At 60.0% G+C, this 22,023-nt stretch carries 22 protein-coding genes; 17 read left to right on the top strand and 5 right to left on the bottom strand.

Translation table 11 applies throughout. The annotated features are described in order from the left end of the window. The first annotated feature begins 1 nt into the window (after nt 1). The 4 genes from pth (at nt 2) to rplI (ending at nt 2,434) form a co-directional block, all read left to right on the top strand. On the top strand, nt 2-625 hold the full coding sequence (pth, locus tag ACOBR2_RS18720; RefSeq protein ID WP_420237608.1) for an aminoacyl-tRNA hydrolase: 624 nt from the start codon (nt 2-4) through the stop codon (nt 623-625). A gap of 165 nt (nt 626-790) precedes the next feature. After that, nucleotides 791-1,285 (top strand): 30S ribosomal protein S6, encoded by a 495-nt coding sequence (gene rpsF, locus ACOBR2_RS18715; RefSeq protein WP_420237607.1) that lies wholly within the window; start codon nt 791-793, stop codon nt 1,283-1,285. Between the two features lie 112 nt (nt 1,286-1,397). Then, nucleotides 1,398-1,778 carry a 30S ribosomal protein S18 gene (rpsR, locus tag ACOBR2_RS18710; protein ID WP_420237606.1) on the top strand — a complete coding sequence of 127 codons (381 nt, stop codon included), beginning with the start codon at nt 1,398-1,400 and terminating at the stop codon, nt 1,776-1,778. Nucleotides 1,779-1,933: 155 nt separating this feature from the next. Continuing rightward, on the top strand, nt 1,934-2,434 hold the full coding sequence (gene rplI, locus ACOBR2_RS18705; protein WP_420237605.1) for a 50S ribosomal protein L9: 501 nt from the start codon (nt 1,934-1,936) through the stop codon (nt 2,432-2,434). Nucleotides 2,435-2,500: 66 nt separating this feature from the next. Here rplI and ACOBR2_RS18700 read toward each other — a convergent pair whose 3' ends face one another. Further along, the gene (locus ACOBR2_RS18700) at nt 2,501-3,316 is read right to left on the bottom strand and encodes an ATP-binding cassette domain-containing protein (RefSeq protein WP_420237604.1); all 816 of its coding nucleotides are present in this window, start codon (nt 3,314-3,316) and stop codon (nt 2,501-2,503) included. Nucleotides 3,317-3,521: 205 nt separating this feature from the next. Further along, a complete protein-coding gene (locus tag ACOBR2_RS18695; RefSeq protein WP_420237603.1) occupies nt 3,522-6,383 on the bottom strand; it encodes a carboxypeptidase regulatory-like domain-containing protein in 2,862 nt (953 codons plus the stop codon). A gap of 205 nt (nt 6,384-6,588) precedes the next feature. Between ACOBR2_RS18695 and ACOBR2_RS18690 the strand changes: the two genes are divergently transcribed. Together ACOBR2_RS18690 and ACOBR2_RS18685 are read left to right on the top strand one after the other, a co-directional pair. Continuing rightward, entirely contained in the window at nt 6,589-7,302 is a 714-nt protein-coding gene (locus ACOBR2_RS18690) for a response regulator transcription factor (protein WP_420237602.1), read from the top strand. A 20-nt stretch (nt 7,303-7,322) separates the two neighbouring features. Next, a complete protein-coding gene (locus ACOBR2_RS18685) occupies nt 7,323-8,708 on the top strand; it encodes a sensor histidine kinase (protein ID WP_420237601.1) in 1,386 nt (461 codons plus the stop codon). A 93-nt stretch (nt 8,709-8,801) separates the two neighbouring features. Here the strand turns inward: ACOBR2_RS18685 and ACOBR2_RS18680 are convergent, their stop codons facing one another. From ACOBR2_RS18680 to ACOBR2_RS18670, 3 genes are all read right to left on the bottom strand, one after another. Further along, entirely contained in the window at nt 8,802-9,734 is a 933-nt protein-coding gene (locus ACOBR2_RS18680; protein ID WP_420237600.1) for an alpha/beta hydrolase, read from the bottom strand. Nucleotides 9,735-9,922: 188 nt separating this feature from the next. Continuing rightward, nucleotides 9,923-10,804, bottom strand: coding sequence for a 16S rRNA (cytidine(1402)-2'-O)-methyltransferase (rsmI, locus tag ACOBR2_RS18675; protein ID WP_420237599.1), 882 nt, complete (start codon nt 10,802-10,804; stop codon nt 9,923-9,925). A 3-nt stretch (nt 10,805-10,807) separates the two neighbouring features. Further along, nucleotides 10,808-11,917 carry a CBS domain-containing protein gene (locus ACOBR2_RS18670; protein WP_420237598.1) on the bottom strand — a complete coding sequence of 370 codons (1,110 nt, stop codon included), beginning with the start codon at nt 11,915-11,917 and terminating at the stop codon, nt 10,808-10,810. 52 nt (nt 11,918-11,969) lie between these two features. On the opposite strand from ACOBR2_RS18670, the gene rsmD reads away from it, so the two are divergent. The 11 genes from rsmD to rplB all read left to right on the top strand — a co-directional run bounded on the left by rsmD (nt 11,970) and on the right by rplB (nt 22,023). Further along, on the top strand, nt 11,970-12,527 hold the full coding sequence (rsmD, locus tag ACOBR2_RS18665; RefSeq protein WP_420237597.1) for a 16S rRNA (guanine(966)-N(2))-methyltransferase RsmD: 558 nt from the start codon (nt 11,970-11,972) through the stop codon (nt 12,525-12,527). Nucleotides 12,528-12,655: 128 nt separating this feature from the next. Further along, nucleotides 12,656-13,255: a hypothetical protein gene (locus ACOBR2_RS18660; protein WP_420237596.1), complete on the top strand. Its 600-nt coding sequence runs from the start codon at nt 12,656-12,658 to the stop codon at nt 13,253-13,255. Nucleotides 13,256-13,866: 611 nt separating this feature from the next. Further along, entirely contained in the window at nt 13,867-14,268 is a 402-nt protein-coding gene (gene rpsL / locus ACOBR2_RS18655; protein WP_420237595.1) for a 30S ribosomal protein S12, read from the top strand. 162 nt (nt 14,269-14,430) lie between these two features. Then, entirely contained in the window at nt 14,431-14,904 is a 474-nt protein-coding gene (gene rpsG, locus ACOBR2_RS18650; protein ID WP_420237594.1) for a 30S ribosomal protein S7, read from the top strand. A gap of 112 nt (nt 14,905-15,016) precedes the next feature. Beyond that, complete coding sequence (gene fusA / locus ACOBR2_RS18645; RefSeq protein WP_420237593.1) at nt 15,017-17,098, top strand: elongation factor G; 2,082 nt, start codon at nt 15,017-15,019, stop codon at nt 17,096-17,098. A 195-nt stretch (nt 17,099-17,293) separates the two neighbouring features. Beyond that, a complete protein-coding gene (tuf, locus tag ACOBR2_RS18640) occupies nt 17,294-18,481 on the top strand; it encodes an elongation factor Tu (protein WP_420237592.1) in 1,188 nt (395 codons plus the stop codon). Between the two features lie 201 nt (nt 18,482-18,682). Further along, nucleotides 18,683-19,000 carry a 30S ribosomal protein S10 gene (gene rpsJ, locus ACOBR2_RS18635; protein WP_420237591.1) on the top strand — a complete coding sequence of 106 codons (318 nt, stop codon included), beginning with the start codon at nt 18,683-18,685 and terminating at the stop codon, nt 18,998-19,000. Between the two features lie 182 nt (nt 19,001-19,182). Next, nucleotides 19,183-19,905 (top strand): 50S ribosomal protein L3, encoded by a 723-nt coding sequence (gene rplC, locus ACOBR2_RS18630; RefSeq protein ID WP_420237590.1) that lies wholly within the window; start codon nt 19,183-19,185, stop codon nt 19,903-19,905. Between the two features lie 130 nt (nt 19,906-20,035). After that, nucleotides 20,036-20,710 carry a 50S ribosomal protein L4 gene (rplD, locus tag ACOBR2_RS18625; RefSeq protein WP_420237589.1) on the top strand — a complete coding sequence of 225 codons (675 nt, stop codon included), beginning with the start codon at nt 20,036-20,038 and terminating at the stop codon, nt 20,708-20,710. Further along, complete coding sequence (locus tag ACOBR2_RS18620) at nt 20,710-21,003, top strand: 50S ribosomal protein L23 (RefSeq protein WP_420237588.1); 294 nt, start codon at nt 20,710-20,712, stop codon at nt 21,001-21,003. The genes rplD and ACOBR2_RS18620 overlap by 1 nt, the downstream gene beginning before the upstream one ends. 195 nt (nt 21,004-21,198) lie before the next feature. Further along, complete coding sequence (gene rplB, locus ACOBR2_RS18615) at nt 21,199-22,023, top strand: 50S ribosomal protein L2 (protein ID WP_420237587.1); 825 nt, start codon at nt 21,199-21,201, stop codon at nt 22,021-22,023.

Raw genomic sequence — 22,023 nt, 5'->3', positions numbered from 1 at the left:
GGTGGAAGCGAATCAGACCGGAAAGAGCCCCTTCCTGGTGGTGGGGCTCGGCAATCCGGGGCCTGAGTATCAGTGGACCCCGCACAACGCGGGGTTCATGGCCATCGACCGCATCGCTCAGCAGGAAGGGGTGGTGGTCCAGAACCGGCGTTGCCGGGCTGCGACTGCCAGCTGCAGAATTGCTGGCCGTGAGGTAATCCTGGCCAAGCCGGAAACCTTCATGAACCTGAGTGGCCTTTCCGTGGCCGCGCTGGTTAAGGAGTTTGAGGCCGATCCCGCCAAGGATCTGCTCGTGATTTATGACGAGCTGGATCTGACGCTGGGCGACTTCAAGATCAAGGAACGCGGATCGCCGGCGGGCCACAATGGAGCCCGCAGCATCATCGCTTCCTTGGGGAGCCAGGAATGGCTCCGGTTGCGGATCGGCGTGGCGCCGGATCTGCCGCCCGAAGCGAAAGCAGCGGGCAAGCGTGCGGGGGGCAAGGATTATCTGCTTTCTCCGTTGCGCAAGGCGGATTTAACGGTGCTCGACGAAGTGCTGGACCAGGTAGCGACGGCAACGCGGAAGATGATCGAGTTGGGTGCCGCGGCCGCGATGAATGAGTTTAACCGCCGCAAAGAGTAGGGCGGAGTTGCAAAGGCTGAAGACAGGAAGCTGCCAGCAAGGACTAGGGGCCATAGGGACTAGGGACTTGGGCGGAAGAACTGAAGAAGCCGCGAATCGGGAGTGGCCGTTCAAGGGAGCGGCAATGGCTGGGGCTGACGAGGCTTCGGCGGAAAAGGAATGCAGATGTCGCGTTTGTATGAAGTGATGTTCATTGTTCGGCCGGACGTGGTCGAAGAGGAAATCGACAAGCTGATCGCCAGCTTCACGACCGTCGTGACCAACGGCAAGGGCGTGGTGAAGTCGGTTGAGAAGATGGGCCGTCGCAAGCTGGCCTATATGGTTCGCAAGTGTGCCGACGGCTTCTACGTTCTTGCGACGGTTGAGGCGGAAGGCGATTTGGTGCTTGAGCTCGAGCGCCGTCTGCGCGTCAACGAGCAGGTGATCAAGTTCATCACCGTGCGCATTGACGAAGAAGAGAAGCGTCTGGCCAAGATGAAGGCTCTGCGTGGAACCAAGCGGAAGATCAGCGCGGAAGTACCGGTTGTTGCAGCTCCGGCTGCGGCTCCTGTTGCAGCGCCTGTCGCCGCTCCGGTTGCTGCGCCCGTTGCGGAAGCTCCGGTTGCCGTTGCGGCCCCCGTGGCTCCGGCAGAGGAAGTTGCTGCCCAGCCCGCTGTCTAGTTTGCCAGAGTTGATTGCCGCCCTGGGCCTGAGTGCCCCCGGCGGCCAGATCCAGCCCTTCGTCTGCGCCCAATGAGTGCCTGCGAAGAGCCAAGAGAGTTGAGGGAACCCTATGTCTGAAGAGACCCAAGCCAAGGCGCCGGAGACCGGCGCGAGCGCAACACCCCAGGCTGGCGAGACCGTTGCCGCCGCCCCTGCATCTGCCCCTGCATCTGCACCTTCCCGTGGACCCCGTCCGGCGGGTGGCCGTCCTTCCGGCCCCGGCGGCCGTGGCAAGTTCTTCCGTCGCAAGAAGGTTTGCAAGTTCTGCACCGAGAAGATCGACGCCATTCCGTATCGCGACGTCCGTCTTCTGCAGGGCTTTGTGGCCGAGCGTGGCAAGATCGTGCCCCGTCGTCTGACCGGTGTTTGCACCACGCACCAGCGTCGTCTGACGCGCGCCATCAAGCAGGCCCGCAACATCGCTCTGCTGCCCTTCGCCACCAAGCACTAAGAAGCGCGAAGACTAAACGATTGCGGCTGGCCTTGGAGCCAGCCGCTAACCAGAACCCAAAGCTGATCCTTACGATCAGCCACGCTGGCCGTGCTGGCTAGCGCGATCTCAGATACATGTGAGATCTGGGACAGTCGAATCGAGGAGATTTTTCGATGGAAATCATTCTGAAGCAAGACGTAGAGAATCTGGGTCACCGCGGCGAAGTGGTGAAGGTTGCTGACGGCTACGCCCGCAACTACCTGCTGCCCAAGAAGCTGGCCATGCAGGCAACGGCCTCCAACAAGGCCGTCATCGAGCAGATGAAGGCTTCGGCCGCCCGCCGCTCGGCTGCCGAGAAGATTGTGGCCGAGGAACTGGCCGCCAAGCTGGCTCCCGTGGCCCTCAGCTTTACCCGCAAGTCGGGCGAAGAAGGCCACCTGTTCGGCTCGGTTACCGCTGCCGACATCGCTGCCGATCTGGCCACCCAGGGCTTTGAGATCGATCGTCGTAAGATCGTTCTCGCCGAGCCCATCAAGACCGTGGGCGAAGTTAGCATCTCGATCAAGCTGCACCGCGAAGTGCTGGCTCAGATCAAGGTGCAGGTTCTGGCCGAGGCCACCGAAGAAGCTGCCGCCGAGGCCGCTGCTCCGGCTGCCGAAGCTGCTGCCGAGTAAGCTCGCTCTATACGCAATACGAACCGCCCTCTGGCTTCCAGAGGGCGGTTTTGTTTGGGCTGGAATTTAGAGAGCTGCTACCTGCGCCAGCGGCTGGCTGCGGTCGGTGCGCAGGGTGGGCACGGCGGCCAGCAGGTTTTTTGTGTAAATGTGCGAGGGCTTGCGGAGGATCTGGCTGCAAGGGCCTTCTTCCACCAGAGCGCCGTTCTTGAGCACGGCAACCCTACTGGCTACGCGGCTGACCACAGCCAGATCGTGCGAGATGAAGAGCATGGCCAGATTGTGCTGCTCCTGCAAGGTGCGCAGCAGTTCCAGAATCTGCGCCTGCACCGTCACATCGAGCGCTGTGGTGGGCTCGTCGGCAATCAGCAGGCGTGGCTGATTCACCAGCGCCATGGCGATCAGGATGCGCTGCCGCTGGCCGCCCGAGAACTGGTGTGGAAAGTCGCCGAACCGCGTGGCTGCATCGGGAATCGCCACGGACTCCAGCGCTGCAATGGTCTTCTGTTTGGCTTCGCGGGCTGTGGCCGAGGGATGGTGTGCCTGGTAGGCTTCGGCGATCTGCTTGCCGATGCGCATCACCGGATTGAGCGCGGTCATCGGCTCCTGAAAGATCATGGCAATCTGGTTGCCGCGCAGCGGGCGCAGTGCTCGCGGGCTGAGCGAAAGCAGGTCTTGGCCGTCGAAGAGAATTTTGCCTGTAGCGGTGGCACTGGCTGGCAGCAGGCCGAGAATAGCCAGAGAAGTGGCGCTTTTGCCCGAGCCGGATTCGCCCACCAGACCCAGCGCTTCGCCTTCATCGATGTGGAGCGAGAGGCCGTACACCGCCTCCTGCTCGCCAAAGCAGATGTGCAGATTGTCGATGTGGAGCAAGGGGGCCATACGCTCATCCTAAACCAGAAGAAAACAAAAAAAGTCCACCCGGCGAATGGAGGTACGCCGGATGGACAATGCTGCCCCCATCAGGGCTATGCAAACTACTTTTCAATTGGACCTTCGGTTTTTTTCTAGACCTTCGGTGTGACTTACGAAGCATCTGCGAAAAGGGGAACGAAGGTCCTGCGAATATGGTTTGAGCCTCGTCTAGCTAGAAGCTGAACGAAACCATGGCTTCAACGGTGCGGTTGGCTGAGGAGGTGTTGAAGAATCCACCCGCCAGGCTGGTGCTCTTGCCGAAGAGGTCGGAGCTGAGTACACCACTGGGAGCCGCGAAGTTAACGTTGTTCAGGACGTTGTGGCTCATCACGCTGAAGTTGAGCGAGTAGCGGCGCTGCGTGTCTTGATCCATCTTGCCAGGGCCGTTGTTGCGGCTTAGACCGCTGGCGCCGAGTCCACGACCGCCGCCAGGGCCTCCGCCCGGTCCACCGGGACCACCAGGACCTCCGGGACCGCCTTGCGATGCGCCCAGACCGTTGGCCACCTTGGGGCCAATGCCAATGGACTTTGAAACGCGCATGTTCAGGCTGAACTGTGCCGGAGCGGTGCCCATGTCATAGGCAATGCGTTTGGCGTTCCAGGCCGGGTCAACATCGAAGGTGCCGTACGAGGTGGTTTTTGTATTGGTGCTGGAAGCCGTGGCCCAGGCGGGACGGTCGTTATACTGGCCGTCGCCGTTCAGATCGGTGCCGGTGGTGATGTTGAACGGTGATCCGGAGACGGCTTCCATCATGGGGCTGATGGAGATCTTGAACGGAGCCATGTAGTTGCCGCCCAGCAGGAAGCGATTGCGCGTGTCGTAGGTGGCACGGCCGTTGTCGGCACCCGGATTCGAACCGTTGGTGGGGAAGTAGCTGATGCCCGAGGTGTCGGCCTTGGCGTAGTTCAGCATGTAGAAGCCAAAGAGCGAAACTTTGCTGGCGCGGACGCTATAGTTCACCATCAGTTGGTTCTGATTGAAGATACCGCCCGACTGGTACTGATAGATGTTCTCGTTGACGCCGTTGGGGCGCGTACCCGTGGCGGTTGAGTAGTCGTAGGTAGAAGGATCGTAGGCGTTGATGTTATCGGTATAGAACTGATGCACGCCGCGCGAGTTGATGTAGGTGGCCGAGGTGGTCACGTACTTGCCAAAGCTGTGTTCCAGGCCGATGGCGGACTGCATGCTGATGGGAGCGTGCAGGTTGGCGGACTGGGTGTAAATGGTAGGTGCGGCGCTGCTGGAAGAGGCCAGCGAGGAGGCCGAAGGCGCGTTCTGATAGAAGCTCGGGTCGGTGACCACATACGACTTCTGGTTCACGCCATTCTGCAGAACGGTCTGCAGAACGCTGCTTGCACCGTAACGGTCATAGAACCATCCATAGCCGCCACGAATGACCGTCTTGGCCGGTGCGCCCTTTTTCTGCCACGGAGCCCAGGCGAAGCTCAGGCGCGGGGCTACGTCGCTATAGTCGCTCATGCCGTTCTGTACTTCCCAGCGCAGGCCGTAGCTGAAGGTCAGGTTAGGGCGGAGCTTCCAGTCGTCCTGGTAGTAAACGCCCAGGTCAAAGTAGTCGACCACGGCGGCCGCGTTGCCGGCCGTCACGGTGTACTGCGACGGGGTGTGGCTGTCGTAGCTGCTCAGCGAGTCGTAGGTGTAGCTGCCGTTGAAGCCCGAGGTTGAATCGCTGGAGTAACGGTTGAAGCGGAAGCGGCCGCCCACATTCAGCGCATGGGCTCCCTTGCTGATCATGGTGTTGTTCTGCAACTCGTACTGATCCTGCTTGGTCTGGCTTTTGCCGGAGCTGTTGCCGCCATCCGTAAAGTCACCAGTGACGCTTACGGTCGGATCGGTGGAGTAGGGCGTGGTTGAAGCCCGGCTGCGCATGTACTGGAAGCGCAGGTCGTTGACCACGTGGTCGGTAAAGACCTGCGTGTCGCTTAGCTGAAGGGTGTTTTCATAGCTGGACTTGTCATAGCCCTGGCTCTGCAGTGAGGTGCCGCTGACGCCGTCGTTGGTTTCCTTGACGCGGTCCAGCATATAGCGCACGGTGAGCGTATTCTTGGCGCCCAACTGCAGATCGAGGCGTGGGCTGAAGTTCATGCGCGAGGTGGGATTGGAGACGGCTGCCGAATAGCTGCTGGCGTTGCCGTTGGCGTCAGCAACGACTGCAGAAATGATGGAGTTGCCGTGGTTGTCACGGCGAAAGATGTTGCCAAACCAGCTGGCATTCTTGTTGAGCGGTCCGCTGGCGTTGCCGACGAAGAAGGTGGAGTAATAGGCTGGCTGGTCTTTGACGAACGGGGTCATCGAGTTCATGGCCGAGTCGTTGCCATTCATCATGAACATGCCGCGGAATTTGTCGGAGCCGGGCTTGGTCAGAATCTCGATGCGGCCATAGCCAATCTTGTCGTACTGGGCCGAGAAGGGATTCTGATTGATGCGGATCTCGCGGATCGAGCTCTTGGGGGGCAGTTGGCCGCCGGTAAAGCCGTCAATGTAGATCTGGCCACCGTTGGGGCCCGCGGAGGGACCAGCCAGAGCGGTCAATTCATCGCTTAGCTCGTCAGGATCGTCACTGAGCGCATCGAGCGCCGCGCCCTTGATAACGATGGCTCCGGCGTTATTGTCGGCGCTTACGTCCAGACCCTGATCCTGGGCACTGACGGCTACCTGCTGCACGTCGGTGGGCAGCTTAAGGGAAAGATTCTTCATCGAGGATTTCTCGCTGAAGACCTGCACGCTGACGGCGTCGAGGGGCGAAAAGCCTGCGGCCGCAATCGAAAGCGTGTAGTGGCCGGGAGCAAGCTGCTCTAGCGAATAAGCGCCGGTGGTCGTGCTGGTGGCGGCGTGTGCATTGCCGTCCGGGCCAGTTGCTGTAACCGAAGCCTGGGAGATCACCGCGCCCGAAGGATCGGTGAGGGTGCCATGGATACTGCCCATCTGGGCCAGCGCAGGCAAGGCGCAAAGCAGAACCACCAGAGCGACCGCGCTCTTACGGAGTCCGCCGAAATTCAAGATCGAAACCTTCATGGGTGTTCCTCGCTTGGTACACTTTCAGGATCCCGCTTTCTGCCCCCGACTGCAGTCACAATGGGTAAAGCAATGTAACAAAGTGTCACTGCGGATGTGACCATTCATTACATTTTCGCTGTTCTAGAGAGGTGGGAATGGGGGTACGCTTAGGACGTGAGCGGCTGGAGAAACTTTGTATAGCCGCTATGGACAGGGATCTGCAATGCAAGTGGATGTAGACGAGATTCTGCTGATCGACGACGATACCGAGCTCTGCGCGATGCTCACCGACTACCTGAGCCGCTTCAGCTTCCGGGTGACGGCGGTGCATCGTGGCGACCTTGGCCTGAAAGCTGCGCAGGAGCGGCCCTGGGCGATGGTGCTGCTGGATGTGATGCTGCCCGGGCTGGATGGTTTTGAGGTGTTGCGCCGTCTGCGTGCCACTTCGTCAGTCAACGTGTTGCTGTTGACCGCGCGTGGCGACGATGTGGACCGCATCGTGGGCTTGGAGATTGGCGCCGACGATTATCTGCCCAAGCCCTTTAATCCCCGCGAACTGCTGGCCCGCATGCGCGCCATTCTGCGCCGTGCCGGTGTGGCTGCGGGCAAGGTGGAGCAGACCGTGCTCAAGGCCGAAAACCTGGAACTGAATCGCGCTGCCCGCACCGTAACGCTGGACGGCCAGAAGGTGGAGTTGACCGACGTGGAGTTCAGCCTGCTGGAAGCCTTGATGAGCACGCCGGGCAAGGTGGTTTCGCGGGAGGAGATCAGCGAAAGCGTGCTCGGTCGCCGCTTTCATCCCTTCGATCGCAGCCTGGATATGCACGTAAGCCGCCTGCGTCGCAAACTCAGCGACAAGGGCGCGGCCGAGGATCTGGTGAAGACCATTCGTGGCGCGGGCTATCAGTTGGCCATCAACCTGGAATCCATCGAATAGATCAGAGAGGGAAAATGCACATGCGCGGGCTGTTCTTCAAGATCTTCATCATCTTCTGGATTGCGCAGAGCCTGATCTTCGTTCTTTCCATGGCCCTGATTGTGCATCGCCACTTTGGTGGGCCCGATGTGCTCTATGACGTAGTCCGAAGCACCATTGAACGGGAAGCGCAACTGACGGCAAATGCCTATGAAACGGGCGGTTGCGCGGCGGTTTCCACCTACGCCTCTAACATTAGCCAAACCATTGCTCTGGCGACTGCCTCGGGCGAACCGCTCTGTTCTCCGCAGGGCATGGCGCAGCTGTCCGCGCAGGAGTTTGCCCAGTTGCCGCCACATGTTGAAGGACGCATTGTGGACCGCCAGTACATCTGGACGGTGCCGGTGCATTCGGCTTCGGGCAAGTCGTATGTGTATCTGCTCTGCCGCTTGCATCTGCCGCACAGACCCAGCTTGTGGGAGGATCTGCTGCACTTTTCCACTCCCCAGCTTCCGGTGGCTATTGTGATTGGCGGCTTTACCACGTTTGTGCTGGGTTTTCTGTTTACGCGGCCCGTGATGCAGTTGCGGCGGGTGGCCCGTTCGCTGGCCCGTGGCAAGCTGGATGAGCGGGTGCGCCTGACCGGACCAGAGGGCGCGTTCTTCAAGGGCGATGAGGTTGCGGGCCTGATCCTCGACTTCAATCACATGGCCGAACGGCTGGAGCAGCTGGTGGGCGCACAGAAGTTGCTGCTGCGGGATGTTTCGCACGAGCTGCGTTCGCCGCTGGCCCGCCTGAGCGTGGCCCTGGAATTGGCTCGCGAAGACGCCAGCGAGCCGATGGGTGCTCATCTGGACCGCATTGAGCGCGAGACAGTGCGGCTGAATCAGTTGATTGGCCAGTTGCTCACGCTTTCGTCGATGGAGGCGCTGGAACGGCAGAAGCACTTCGGCCGACTGAACTTGAATCAGCTGGTGGAAAAGCTGATTCCCGACTCTGAGTACGAGGCGCGGCAGCGAGAGTGTGGCGTTGTTTTTCATGCTGCGGAAGAGTGCTTCATCGAAGGCAATGAGGAGCTGCTCTATCGCGCCATCGAGAACGTGGTGCGCAATGCCATTCGCTATACCGACCCCGGAACCGAGGTGGAAGTCAGCCTTCGTACTGCGGTGGAGCATGGTGAGCGCCGCGTGGAACTGAATGTAAGCGACCATGGCCCCGGGATTCCCGAGGATCAACAGCAGGCGATCTTCCGTCCCTTCTACCGGGTAGACGATGCGCGTAGCCCAAGCACAGGCGGCTTTGGTGTGGGTCTGGCCATTGCCGACCGAGCTGTGCGGCTACATGGCGGCGAGCTTTCGGCACACAACCGTGCCGAGGGCGGAGCCACCATGCGCATGAGCTTTCCGGCGGCGAAGCAAATGGCATAGCTTTCGGGAAGAGGCGGCGCTCGGGAGCGGAGACAGAAAAAGGCAAAGGCGCGGAGTGATCCGCGCCTTTGTCTTGTGAGGTGGAAAGAAACTTCAGCGGTGCTGGTCGAACCAGCTCACCACACGCTGTTCAAAGCCCGCTGGATCTACCTTGATGGCTTCGCAATGTTCTGCGCCGGGAACCTTCCAGAAGGCCAGCGCGGGCTTGCGTTGCTGATTGTCGGCCAGGATCATCAGTGAATGGCGGATGGGCAGATTCGTGTCGCTGGTGCCGTGAACCAACAGCACGGGAATCGTGGTTTCAGCTACGGCGCGGTCGGGCGAGGCTTCTTCCATGTTGATTCCATAGCGCAGGCGAACCTCCAGACTGCCAATGTCGATGACCGGGCGCAGCAGGGTGCGGCCCAGCCAGTCGCCGGTGCCAAACATCTGCCCCATGCGCTCATAGGAGGCTTCGCGGAAGCTGTCAAAGGGCGAATCGGCCACCACGGCACAGAAGCCCGGGGTGGTGCGCATAGCCTCCAGAATCCCAGCCGCGCCCATCGAGGTTCCATAGCCGTCAATGCAGTGCGGGCGCAGATTGGCTGCCATCCAGTCGTACCAGCGGCGCACGTCGCTGGATTCCAGCACGCCAAAGGTGGCAATCTGCCCGCCACTCTCGCCGTGGTCGCGGGCGTCGGGCAGCAGCACTGCATAGCCGTGGCGCAGGAAAAGCTCCGCGCGGTCCAGCAGCATGGCGCGGTTGTGCTGGTGGCCGTGCAGCAGCAGGATGGCGTTGCCATTCGATTGTGCGGGAACCAGCGTCCAGGCGCGTAGCGGAATGCCGTCTGCAGCCTGAATGGTGACATCACCTGCCGTGGCGTGGTTGGCAGCGGCAATCTGATGGAATTGCAGCATGTCTGCTTGCGTCAGATGGAGGCGCGGCGGGTGCAACGCGCCTTCGCCGGCCTTGATGCCAAAAGCAATGTAAACGCTGAGAAGCAGGGCGAGAAAAATACCGGCAGACCAAAGAAGTTTTTTCTTCAACAAAAAAGTCTCCACAGCGTCGGCCACAAGTGCAGCTCAAAGGACCGCGCAGAAAATGAGGGTCTATTGTGGGACGCGAAGAGCTCCGGGAGGGATTCTGAAAAAGGGAATATTTGTTCAGCTTTTCATGAAAGCCGGGCCGCAGGTCTTCTTGGGGGAACAGATCAGCGGCGGCTTGGGGTAGAAAATCAGCGGCTACGTTTGGCTCGCTGCCGCTGTAACTCGCGGTACAGGTCGCTCTTCGATTGGCCCAGTTCGCGGGCCAGACGCTTGAGCGCGTCCTTTTCGTCGATGCCCAACTCGTTCTGCAGGCGGGTGAGCCGCTCTGCCAGCGATTCATGGCTCTCCGGCTGTGCGCTGCGGGCGGGAGCTTCCACCAGCAGGGTGAACTCACCGCGAATGCGATCGCGTGCCGCCAGATCCTGACGGGCCTCGGCCACAGGCTTGCGCAGGAACTCCTCATGCAGCTTGGTCAGTTCGCGGGCCAGCACCACGCGCAGGCTGGGGCCGAAGATCGACTCCAGATCCGCGAGGGTTTCAAGAATGCGGTGCGGCGCTTCATAAAAGATGAGCGTGCGCGGCTCGGCTCCGGCCTGTGCGGCCAACTCTTCCAGCCGTGTGCGCCGGGCTCCGGCCTTTTCCGGCAGAAATCCGATGAAGTGAAATTCCGTGGTGGGCAGGCCGCTGGCCACCAGTGCGCTGAGCGCGGCGTTGGCTCCAGGAATCGGCACTACGGTTACGCCGGCTTCAATGGCCGCCGGAACCAGCCAGCCGCCAGGGTCGCTGATGCCGGGCATTCCGGCGTCGCTGACCAGCGCAATGCGCGCGCCCTGCTGCAGCTCTTCCACCAGGCGCGCGGATTTTTCCCGCTCATTGAAATGGTGGCAACTGGTGGTGGGCGTGCTGATCTCAAAGTGATTCAGAAGTTTCTGAGTCTGGCGGGTGTCTTCGCAAGCAATGCGATCGGCCGAGCGCAGCACTTCTAGTGCGCGCAGGGTAATGTCACCCAAGTTGCCGATCGGAGTTGCCACCAGATAGAGTCCGGGAGCAAGCCGGTTTTCTTCCGCCATCGGCTAGTCTCCGTCCTGCTGGCGCTCTATGCGCCGCTGTTCGCTGAGCAGGGCCATGGAGCTCATCAGATTCTGCACACTCACAATGCCCACCACGCGCCCGGCGTCGGTGACCGGAATCAGCGACAGGCCCTTGCCTTGGGTCAGGCGGCGGATGGCCGCGCCCAGTGTGTCTTCGGGGCCGGCGATCTGGAAGACGCGCGACATGACGGACTGGATGTAGCCGTCGCCGTCGGCACGCAATGCGTCCAGAATGCGCTGGCGACTGATGATGCCAACCAGTTCAGGGCCGCGCACCACCGGGAACTCATCCTGCAGCGAATGCACGCAGCGGGAAAGAGCGCTGCTGAGCGTGTCGCTGGGCGAAAGGGTGGCAAAGTCAGTCAGCATTACCTCGCGCATACGCACGGTGTCCACTACCGACTGGAAGAAGACGCCCTGATCCTCGACCTGCGCTCCAACCAAAATGAAGAAGCCGGCCAGCGTCAGCCAGGGGTTGCGCAGGATCATGCCAGAGAGCATGGCCGCCCAGACCAGCATCTGTCCGGCGTTGGCCGCAGCGCGGGCGTTCGAAAAGAATCCGCGCCCCTGGGCAAAGTGGTTGCGCACCAGTCGGCCGCAGTCCAGCGGATAGGCCGGCAGCAGGTGCAGCACGCCCAGCCCGGCCTGCATCCAGATGAGCGAACGCACCAGGTGGGCGGGATCGACCAGCGGAAAAGCGAACAGGGGCAGATCGGGGCTGATGCCGAGCACGGTCACGCCGAGCACCAGCGCGGTGGCAAAGTTGGCCAGCGGTCCGCACAGTGCCATGGGGTAGCGGGCCTTGCCCTGGTGGGCCATTTCCTGAGCTTCCGGAGTGGCATAGGCCAGCAGGCCGCCGATGGGCAGCAGTAGCACGGTGCGCAAATGCAGATCCATACGTGCCGCAACCAGCAATTGCGCGGCAAGACGTACAAAGACCGCCAGCGCCACAAACAGCAGCAACGCCGTGGCGCGCGGCCAGCCCTGACCGCCTACTATGCCGAAAAATACGAGAGCCAAAAGCGGAAAAAAGATATGAACGCGTAACTCAACGCCCGCCCACTGACCCAGGGGAATTGACCAACCTCGCATACAGAGAATTGTACGGGGTCGGATCGGGCCGGGTCGCGTATCCTGAAGGGCGATGCGAGTGATTGCTGGAATTTTTCGTTCTCGCGCCCTGGACGCACCCGCCGGAATGAACACCCGGCCTACCAGCGACCGGTTGCGCGAGACGCTCTTTAACGTCCTTGCCCCCCGAATCATGGGGGCACGTTTTCTTGATCTTTATGCCGGCTCGGGGGCTGTGGGAATCGAGGCGCTGAGTCGTGGCGCAGCCCGTGTGGAGCTGGTGGAACGCGCTCAGCCGGCGCTGAAGGCGCTGCGCGCAAACCTTTCCCGGCTGGGAATTGCGGCGGGCGTCGGGGTGCAGGCCGTGAGCGTGGCCGCCTTTCTGAAGAAAGCTGCTCCGGCCCGCTTTGATCTGATCTTCCTCGATCCGCCCTACGATCTGGCCGACGAGTACGAGCAGACCCTTGGTCTGTTGCCCTCGGTTTTGGCCGAAGACGGGTTGGTGATTGCCGAGCACCGTCGCAAGGACAAGCTGGCCGAGTGCTTTGGGCCGCTCGTGCGCACTCGTCTGCTAGAGCAGGGCGATGCGGCACTGAGTTTTTACGGCAGAGAGCTGAAAGCGGACAGCTGAGGGCTGAAAACTGTCTTTCTCAATTCACTTGACGACAGTGGAAGCAAGGGAGAAAAATGGCGAGTCGAAGCATTCTGGACGGAATGCTCGCGCTATTTTTACGCCGTGTCGGAGGGAAGAGAAAGGCTATGTTGAACCGGAAGTTTTTCGCAGCGATGGTGTTGTTGAGTGCTTCTCTGGTGGGGTTGAGCGGCTGCAAGTCGGCTCCTGAACTGTCGCAGGCTGATGCCCAGAAGCTGATTCAGGCCAAGTTGGACGCCCAGTCGGCGGCCGGCGTGGAGATTACGGTCAACGATCAGGGCATGCAGATGGGGGCCAATAGCAAGCTCTGGACGCGCACCAAGGTGTATCCGAACCGTTATTGGGCAGATTTTACGTTGACGGACGACGGGAAGAAGCAGATTAAGCTGGCCAGCGGCAAGGACGTGATCGAATGGCGTCCCGAAAGCCTGGACGACAAGAATTTTTCGCTCGTGATTACCAGCGTTGTGCAGACCCATCCAAAGGCCAGAAATGTGCAGCCGGCCCAGGATGCGGGGAGCGCGAACAAGACCGTTGGGTACACAGAAGTTGTTGGCCTGGAAGGACTTTCTCCCGCACTGCTGGAGATTGTCCACACCCCCGGCAACAAGCTGAGTAGCAGGAAAACGGCCAGCTTTGTACTGGATGGCGGTGCCTGGAAGGTGGATTCCATCCAGTACGTTCCTGGCAGAACCGGGCTGCTGTAGCCCGGCTGCGAAGCGTTCAGGGGGACTTCGATTCGCAAGGGGCGGTGGTCGTGTATGACCCCGCCCTGAGTCGCGGCTCTGGATTTGTCCCTGTTATGCACTGAAAATGGTGAAAACACCAAGAAAAATCAATGCGGGCGAGGGTTCTGTACATTGACCCAGCCCGCGTATTTTTGGTATCTTAAGAAGGTTCCGCAAGAACGCGTCTCTCTGTGTGTCTTGAGGGAGGCGGGTCGGGAGGTTCAGGCAGGCTTAAGGCCGCCGGGACTGGACCCAGAAACGGACAGGAACGACCCATCTGTCCGGTACGATCCCGGAAATTGCTCTCTTCTTGCGAGGGCAGGGAAACATCGCATCGGCGCTCGCGCGTTCTCCGCCTTGGAGGGCTATGCGAGCCGGAAACGGCGATACGGAGCGGGCCTTTCTGTGTGAACAGAAAGCGACTGGCCACCGTCCCGTTTCTCGTCTGAGATTGGAACGAAGGCAGACGCGAGCAGTTAGGAATGGGCTTCGGCGCGTCCTGTGGGCTTTAAAGCCACGGGCGGGCGCGAAAAGCCCAGAGCGACTGCGCGCGGCTGCGGAACTGAGTGTTCGAGGTAAGGAGTTTCGGTTTGCCTACATTCAATCAGCTGGTTCGCAAGGGGCGTACGGCCCCGCGGTACAAGACGGCGTCGCCGGCTTTGCAGGCTTCGCCCCAGCGGCGCGGCGTGTGCACCCGCGTGTATACCCAGACCCCCAAGAAGCCGAACTCGGCTCTGCGTAAGGTCGCCCGTGTACGTTTGACCAATGGTATTGAGGTCACCACCTACATCCCTGGCATCGGCCACAATCTGCAGGAGCACTCGATTGTGCTCATTCGCGGTGGTCGTGTGAAGGATCTGCCTGGCGTGCGCTATCACGTTGTGCGTGGAACCCTGGATTCGGTCGGCGTTGCCGGTCGTAATCAGAGCCGTTCCAAGTACGGCACCAAGCGTGGCAAGGCGGGAGCACCGGCAGCCAAGGGTAAGAAGTAGCTTGAAAGTGCAGCTTTTAGCTTTCGACGTCTAGCTTTCGGCTAGAGGTCAGGAGTTAGAAGCTGGAAGCTAAAAGCTGAAAGCGGTTCCGGGACGGATCATTGGGCCCGGACTGGGGTAGTAGAAGCAGGCGCCGTGAGGGCGCTGAAAGGTCAAGGAAAAGTGCCAAGAAAAGGCCATGTAAGCAAGCGTGAAGTAGCACCGGATCCGGTTTACGGTTCGACGCTGGCGACCAAGTTCGTGAACTCGATGATGCTGGGCGGCAAGAAGTCCACCGCGCAGGGCGTCTTCTATAAGGCGATGAAGAGCCTGGAAGAGCGCGGCGGCGGCGAAGAGGCGATCAAGCTCTTCAAGAAGGCCGTGGAGAACTGCAAGCCCCTGCTCGAGGTCAAGACCCGCCGTGTGGGCGGTGCGAACTATCAGGTCCCGGTCGAAGTTGCTCCGGACCGTCGTACTTCGCTGGCGATTCGCTGGATTCTGACCTATAGCCGTGCTCGTGGTGAAAAGGGTATGGCGGATAAACTTTCCAACGAGCTCCTGGATGCGGCCAACAGTCGCGGCGGTTCCATCAAGAAGAAGGAAGATGTACACCGCATGGCCGAGGCGAACCGCGCCTTTGCCCACTATCGCTGGTAGTTTCTGCTTCTGACTACGGGGCTGGCCGAGAGCTGGCCCCGCTTTATGATGTCACTCCTCGGGCTCTGCCTTGGGATAACCGCGGGCCCGGGCTCGCAAGGATGATGAAGACGTGGCACGCACCGTATCTCTGAATCGTTGCCGGAACATCGGCATTATGGCGCACATCGACGCCGGAAAGACGACAGCGACAGAGCGCATCCTCTTCTATACCGGCATCACGCATCGTATTGGCGAAGTGCATGAAGGTACCGCCACGATGGATTACATGGAGCAGGAGCAGGAACGCGGCATTACGATCACCTCGGCCGCAACCACCTGCAAATGGCGTGATGTCCGTATCAACATTATCGATACTCCTGGCCACGTTGACTTTACGGCTGAGGTGGAGCGTTCGCTGCGCGTCCTTGATAGTGCGGTAGCTGTGTTTGACTCGGTTTCTGGTGTTCAGCCCCAGTCTGAGACGGTATGGCGTCAGGGCGACAAGTATAAGGTTCCCCGTATTTGCTTCGTCAATAAGATGGACAAGAACGGCGCGGACTTTGACTATGTGCTTGAGACTATCCGCAAGCGTCTCGGCGCAAAGCCACTCGCCATCCAGATTCCGGTTGGCGCTGAAGCTAACTTCAAGGGTGTGGTTGATCTGGTCGAGATGAAGGCCATTCTGTGGCACGACGAGACCATGGGCGCTGAGTACTCAGTCGAAGAGATCCCGGCTGATCTTGTGAAGAAGGCTGAAGCTTTCCGTAGCCAGATGGTCGAAGCGATTGCCGAGTGTGACGATACCCTGATGGAGAAGTACCTCGAGGGCGAGGAACTGAGCAAGGAAGAGATCAAGGCTGGCCTGCGCAAGGGCACCATTGAGATGAAATTCTTTCCGGCCATGTGTGGAACCGCCTTTAAGAATAAGGGCATCCAGACCCTGCTTGACGCTGTGGTTGATTACTTGCCGAGCCCGCTCGACAAGCCTCCGATCGAGGGTATTGATCCTCAGCAGCACGAAGTGACGCTGACGCGCAAGGTGGAAGACGATGAGCCCCTTTCGGCTCTGGCCTTCAAGATCATCAATGATCCCTTTGGCAAGCTCTGCTTCATTCGCGTCTACTCGGGCACGATCCGCACGGGCGATACCGTGATGAATCCGCGCACCGGCAAGACCGAGCGCGTGGGCCGTCTGGTTAAGATGCACGCCAACAAGCGTGAAGATGTGACGGAAGTCCTGGCGGGCGATATCTGCGCCTGCGTAGGTCTGAAGGATCTGAAGACGGGCGATACGCTCTGCGATCCTTCGCATCCGATTGCGCTCGGCGCCATCACCTTCCCGGATACCGTGATCTCGGTGGCGATTGAGCCCAAGACCAAGGCTGACCAGGAAAAGATGGGTATGGCGTTGTCCAAGCTGGCTGACGAAGATCCTACCTTCAAGGTTCGCACCGATGAAGATTCGGGTCAGACGATCATCAGCGGCATGGGCGAGTTGCACCTTGAGATTCTTGTGGACCGCATGAGGCGTGAACACAAGGTCGAAGCCAACGTGGGTGAGCCCAAGGTTGCCTTCCGTGAGACGATTCGCAAGACTGCCGAGGCGGAAGGTCGTTACATCCGTCAGAGCGGTGGTTCGGGCAACTACGGTCATTGCTGGCTGCGTCTGGAGCCGAATGAGCCGGGTAAGGGCTACGAATTTGTTAACGCGATCAAGGGTGGCGTGATTCCGAAGGAATACATCAAGCCTATCGATCAGGGCGTGCAGGGTGCACTCGAACTGGGCGTCATCGCCGGCTATCCGATTGTGGATGTCAAGGTGACCCTGTTCGATGGCAGCTACCACGATGTCGATTCGAACGAAATGGCATTCAAGTTTGCCGGTTCGATCGCCTTCAAGGATGCCGCCCGCAAGGCCAGTCCCGTGCTGCTCGAGCCGGTGATGGCCGTCGAAGTGACCGTTCCCGAAGAGCACATGGGTACGATCATCGGCGACATCAACTCGCGCCGTGGCCGTATCGAGGGCATGGAGCACGTCTCTGGTTCGCAGGTCATCAAGGCCATCGTTCCGCTGAAGGAAATGTTTGGCTACGTCAACGACATCCGCTCTTCGACGCAGGGCCGTGCATCGTACTCGATGCAGTTCGCCCGCTACGAGGAAGCTCCCCGCATGATTACCGATGAAATCATCGGTCGTTCGCAGGGCAAGTAATGACGAGCTGTTAGCCGCTAGCTTTTAGCTGCTAGCAGCTCGTGCCAGGCTCAGGCCGCGGTGGTTTCAAGCGGCGTAGTGAGCTAGAAGCTAGTAGCTAGAAGCTAGTAGCTGGTTTCTGGGGCTGGAGCCGGATGGCCGGCGCCCTGAGTTCGCAACAGGCTGTACGAGCTACGAAAAGGAAGCAGGAAATTTATGGCGAAGGAAAAATTTGATCGTTCGAAGCCGCACGTAAACGTGGGCACGATTGGACACATCGATCACGGCAAGACGACCCTGACGGCAGCGATCACGAAGGTGTTGGCCAAGCACAACCCGAAGAACTCCTTCCGTTCTTTCGACTCGATTGATAACGCTCCTGAAGAGCGCGAGCGCGGCATCACGATCGCCACGGCGCACGTCGAGTACGAGACGGCCAACCGTCACTACGCGCACGTCGACTGCCCTGGTCACGCCGATTACATCAAGAACATGATCACCGGCGCAGCCCAGATGGACGGCGGCATCCTGGTGGTGGCAGCGACCGATGGTCCGATGCCCCAGACCAAGGAGCACGTTCTGTTGGCCCGCCAGGTAGGCGTTCCCTACATCGTGGTCTTCCTGAACAAGTGCGATGCGGTGGAAGATGCCGAGCTGATCGACCTGGTCGAGATGGAAGTTCGCGAGCTGCTGAGCAAGTACCAGTTCCCCGGCGACGACGTACCGGTGATCCGTGGTTCGGCCCTGGGCGCGCTCAACGGCGAAGCGCAGTGGGAAGCCAAGATCGACGAGCTGATGGAGAACGTGGACAAGTATGTTCCGCGTCCTGACCGCGCGGTGGATCTGCCCTTCCTGATGCCGATCGAAGATATCTTCTCGATCTCTGGCCGTGGCACGGTTGTGACCGGTCGTATCGAGCGCGGCAAGATCAAGGTGGGCGAAGCCTGCGAGATCGTTGGTTTCCGTGAGACCCGTCCGACGGTTTGCACGGGCGTTGAAATGTTCAAGAAGCAGCTGGATGAAGGCATGGCAGGCGACAACGCCGGCATTCTTCTGCGCGGCATTCCGAAGGAAGACGTCGAACGCGGCATGGTTCTGGCCAAGCCCGGTTCGATCACTCCTCACACCAACTTCACGGGCTCGGTGTACGTACTGAGCAAGGAAGAGGGTGGCCGTCACACTCCGTTCTTCAAGGGCTATCGTCCCCAGTTCTACTTCCGTACGACGGACGTGACGGGTGTGGCCGAGCTTCCTGAAGGCGTGGAGATGGTGATGCCTGGCGATAACGTGACGCTGACGATCGAGCTGATCACGCCCGTAGCCCTCGAAAAGGGTCTGCGCTTTGCGATCCGCGAAGGCGGCCGCACGGTGGGCGCCGGCACGGTCTCGGAGATCATCAAGTAATAGGTGCTAGATGCTAGGTTTTAGGGGCTAGTGAAAACTAGAACTTGGAACCTAGCCACTGGAACCTTTTTCTGGAAGGCCAGGGAACAGTACCACGGTAATTCAGCGACCTGAGCGATGCGGTACTGATTGCTGGCTTTTTCAATAAATCAGGTACGCCACACGTCAGTAATTTGGCAAGTGGCAGGAAGATAGGACACAATGGTAGGACAGAGGATTCGCATCCGGTTGAAGGCATACGATTATCGCGTGCTGGATACTTCGACGGGCGAAATCGTGGAGACGGCCAAGCGCACGGGCGCTTCGGTGGCCGGCCCGATTCCCTTGCCGACGATCAAGAACAAGTATTGCGTTCTCCGCTCGCCCCACGTGGACAAGAAGTCGCGTGAAGCTTTCGAGATCCGTACGCACAAGCGTCTGATCGACATTCTCGAGCCGACCCAGCAGACGGTCGACGCTCTGATGAAGCTCGATTTGCCCGCCGGTGTCGATGTAGAGATCAAGGCTTTCGAAAAGTAGCCTAGCTGCTTCTCGGCTACTCGCTGTCAGCTCTGAGCTTCTAGCTAAAGCATGGCAGGTTAAAAAATTGATGAGGCTCCAGAGCGAACGAAAAGCTAGAGGCTAAAAGCTGGCAGCTAGCAGCTCTGGAAACTCCCGGCAGTGCGACAAGGTTCAAGGTCGCATGATGAGGTAAAGGTAAGATGTCAGTTACTGGAATTCTGGGTAAAAAAATCGGCATGACGCAGGTCTTCGATGAGAAGGGCGACATTCATCCGATTACGGTTCTGCAGGCTGGTCCCTGTGTGATTACACAGCTGAAGACCCTTGCCAAGGACGGATACGACGCGGCGCAGATCGGCCTGGTTGAATTCGTGAAGGCCAAGAACCTGACCAAGCCCGAACTGGGCCACCTGAACAAGTGCGAAGCACCGCCGATGCGCGAACTCCGCGAAGTTGGAATTGAGAACTTCGAGGGTGAAGAAGGCGCCAAGGCAGGCGATCGCGTTCTGGTTGATATTTTCTCCGAGGCCAGGTTTGTCGATGTGATCGGCACTTCCAAGGGCCGCGGTTTTGCCGGTGTTGTTCGCCGTCACGGTTTTGCTGGCGGACCGAAGTCGCACGGCCACATGTTCCAGGTTCAGGGTTCGATTGGCGCATCCAGCTTCCCGTCGCGCGTCTTCCCGGGCCAGCGTATGCCGGGTCACTTCGGCGACGCGCAGGTCACGGTGCGCAATCTGCGCATTCGCGGTATTGATCTCGAAGAGAACCTGCTGATGGTCGAGGGTGCGGTACCTGGTGCCCGCGATGGCTATGTTTTGATCTCGAAGGCTGGCCAGGCACCGCGTGAGCGTCGTGGTTTTGCCGGTAGCTCGACGGTCGATCCGTTGAAGGCTTCGAAGAAGGCTGGCGGCAAGCGCAAGTAAGACTGGCCGTCTAGGCAAGGGCGCTTCGCGCGCCAAGCCTGATTCGGACGAAATGCTAGGTCGGCGCCTGTGAGGCGCAACAAGATCGAAAGTCAGCAGCCTAGGGCGCTGGCGGAAGAAGAAGAAGACAATGGCGAATGTGGATGTAGTCAATCTGAACGGCGAGCGGGTGGGCTCGATTGAGCTGGCGGATGCGGTCTTCGGACCCGACCAGGTCAACGAGGCCCTGCTCTGGGAGGCGGTCAAGCACTACCGCGCCTCTCTGCGTCAGGGTACGCACAAGACCAAGAGCCGCTCTGAAGTTGCCGGTTCCGGCAAGAAGCTCTGGAAGCAGAAGGGCACGGGCCGCGCCCGTATCGGCTCGGTTCGCTCGGCCATCTGGCGTCACGGACACACCGTGCACGGTCCGGTGCCGCGCTCCTATGAGTACCCGTTCCCCCGCAAGAAGCTGCAGGGCGCACTGCGCTCGGCAATTGCGGCCAAGCTGGCTGAAGGCAAGCTGGTTGTGGTTGACACGTTGGAGCTGAAGGACGCTAAGACCAAGCTCTATCGTGCCGCCCTCGACAAGCTGGAAGCCAAGCGCACCGCGCTGCTGGTCGAAAACGGCAAGACGTTGTCGCAGTCGCTGATTCTGGGCGCGCGCAACCTGGCCGGTGTCGAGCTGGTGCTCAACAACGAAGTGCATCCGTACGATCTGCTGCGCTATGAGCGTGCCATCTTCTCGAAGGCCGCCCTGGAGCAGTTGGCTGGATCGCTCGAAAAGACCGTGTCGAAGCGTAAGCTCGCCGCGACGGAGGCTGCATAATGCCGACTCTTTTTACCACTATCCGCCGTCCTTTGATCACGGAAAAGGGACTGGCTATCAAGGAGACCGAAGGCACCCTGGTGTTTGACGTGGCCCCCGAGGCCACCAAGACCGAGGTCAAGCAGGCGGTTGAGGCTCTGTTCAAGGTGAAGGTCGTTGCAGTGCGGACGGCCAACGTACTCGGTAAGGAACGTCGCCGCGGCAAGTACGCCGGCTACCGTCCGGACTGGAAGAAGGCTTACGTCAAGCTGCAAGCTGGCGAGAAGATGCCTGAGTACGTCAGCAACCTGTAAAAAACAGCTTTTAGCTGTTAGCTTTTAGCTGCCAGCTTCTTGGTGGCGAGGCGAAAAGACAGGCGGGATGGGCTGAAGAGTAGCAGGAAGCAGCCCATCGTGAAGGATTATCGGAAGCGCGCAGGTGCTTCCGGAAAAGCAGAACGAGCCAGCAGCTGGAAGTTAGCGGCTAGAAGCTCGTTTAGGACAAAGACGATGGCAATCAAGACATTCAGACCGGTTACGCCGACGCTGCGTTTTCACACTGCGCTGGTCAACGACGATTTGACGACGTCCAAGCCGCATAAGCCGCTGCTGACGACGCGCAAGCGTACGGGCGGCCGCCGCAACTCGGGCGATCTGACAATCCGTCACCACGGTGGCGGTCACAAGCAGAAGATCCGCCTGATCGACTTCAAACGTGACAAGTTCGGCGTCCCCGGCAAGGTGGCGACGATCGAGTACGATCCGAACCGCTCCTCCCGCATTGCGCTGGTACATTATCTGGACGGCGACAAGCGTTACATTCTGCAGCCAGTAGGCCTGAAGGTTGGCGCGACGGTGCAGTCTGGCCCCGAGTCGGACATTCTGGTGGGCAACGCTCTGCCGCTCCGCTTTATCCCGGCCGGTACGACGGTGCACGCGATCGAACTCCGCCCCGGCAAGGGTGCGCAGATGGCCCGTTCGGCCGGTGCGCAGGCCCAGCTGGTTGCCAAGGAAGGCGACTACGCTCTGCTGAAGCTGCCTTCGGGCGAGACCCGCAGGGTGCTGGTGGACTGCCTGGCCACGATTGGTCAGGTAGGCAATACCGAGCACGAGAACGTCTCGATCGGTAAGGCCGGACGTAACCGCTGGAAGGGCATCCGCCCGACCAACCGTGGCGTCACGATGAACCCTGTTGATCACCCGCATGGCGGCGGCGAGGGTAAGACCTCGGGCGGCCGTAATCCGGTGACGCCGTGGGGCCAGCCGACGCGTGGTTACAAGACCCGCAACAACAAGCGGACAGACGTATTCATCGTCAACCGCCGGTCGAAGTAA

It is taken from the genome of Telmatobacter bradus (assembly GCF_048629425.1).
Taxonomy (GTDB): domain Bacteria; phylum Acidobacteriota; class Terriglobia; order Terriglobales; family Acidobacteriaceae; genus Telmatobacter; species Telmatobacter bradus.
The sequence above is the reverse complement of the archived record's forward strand: the minus strand, read 5'-3'. Positions and strand labels throughout refer to the sequence as shown.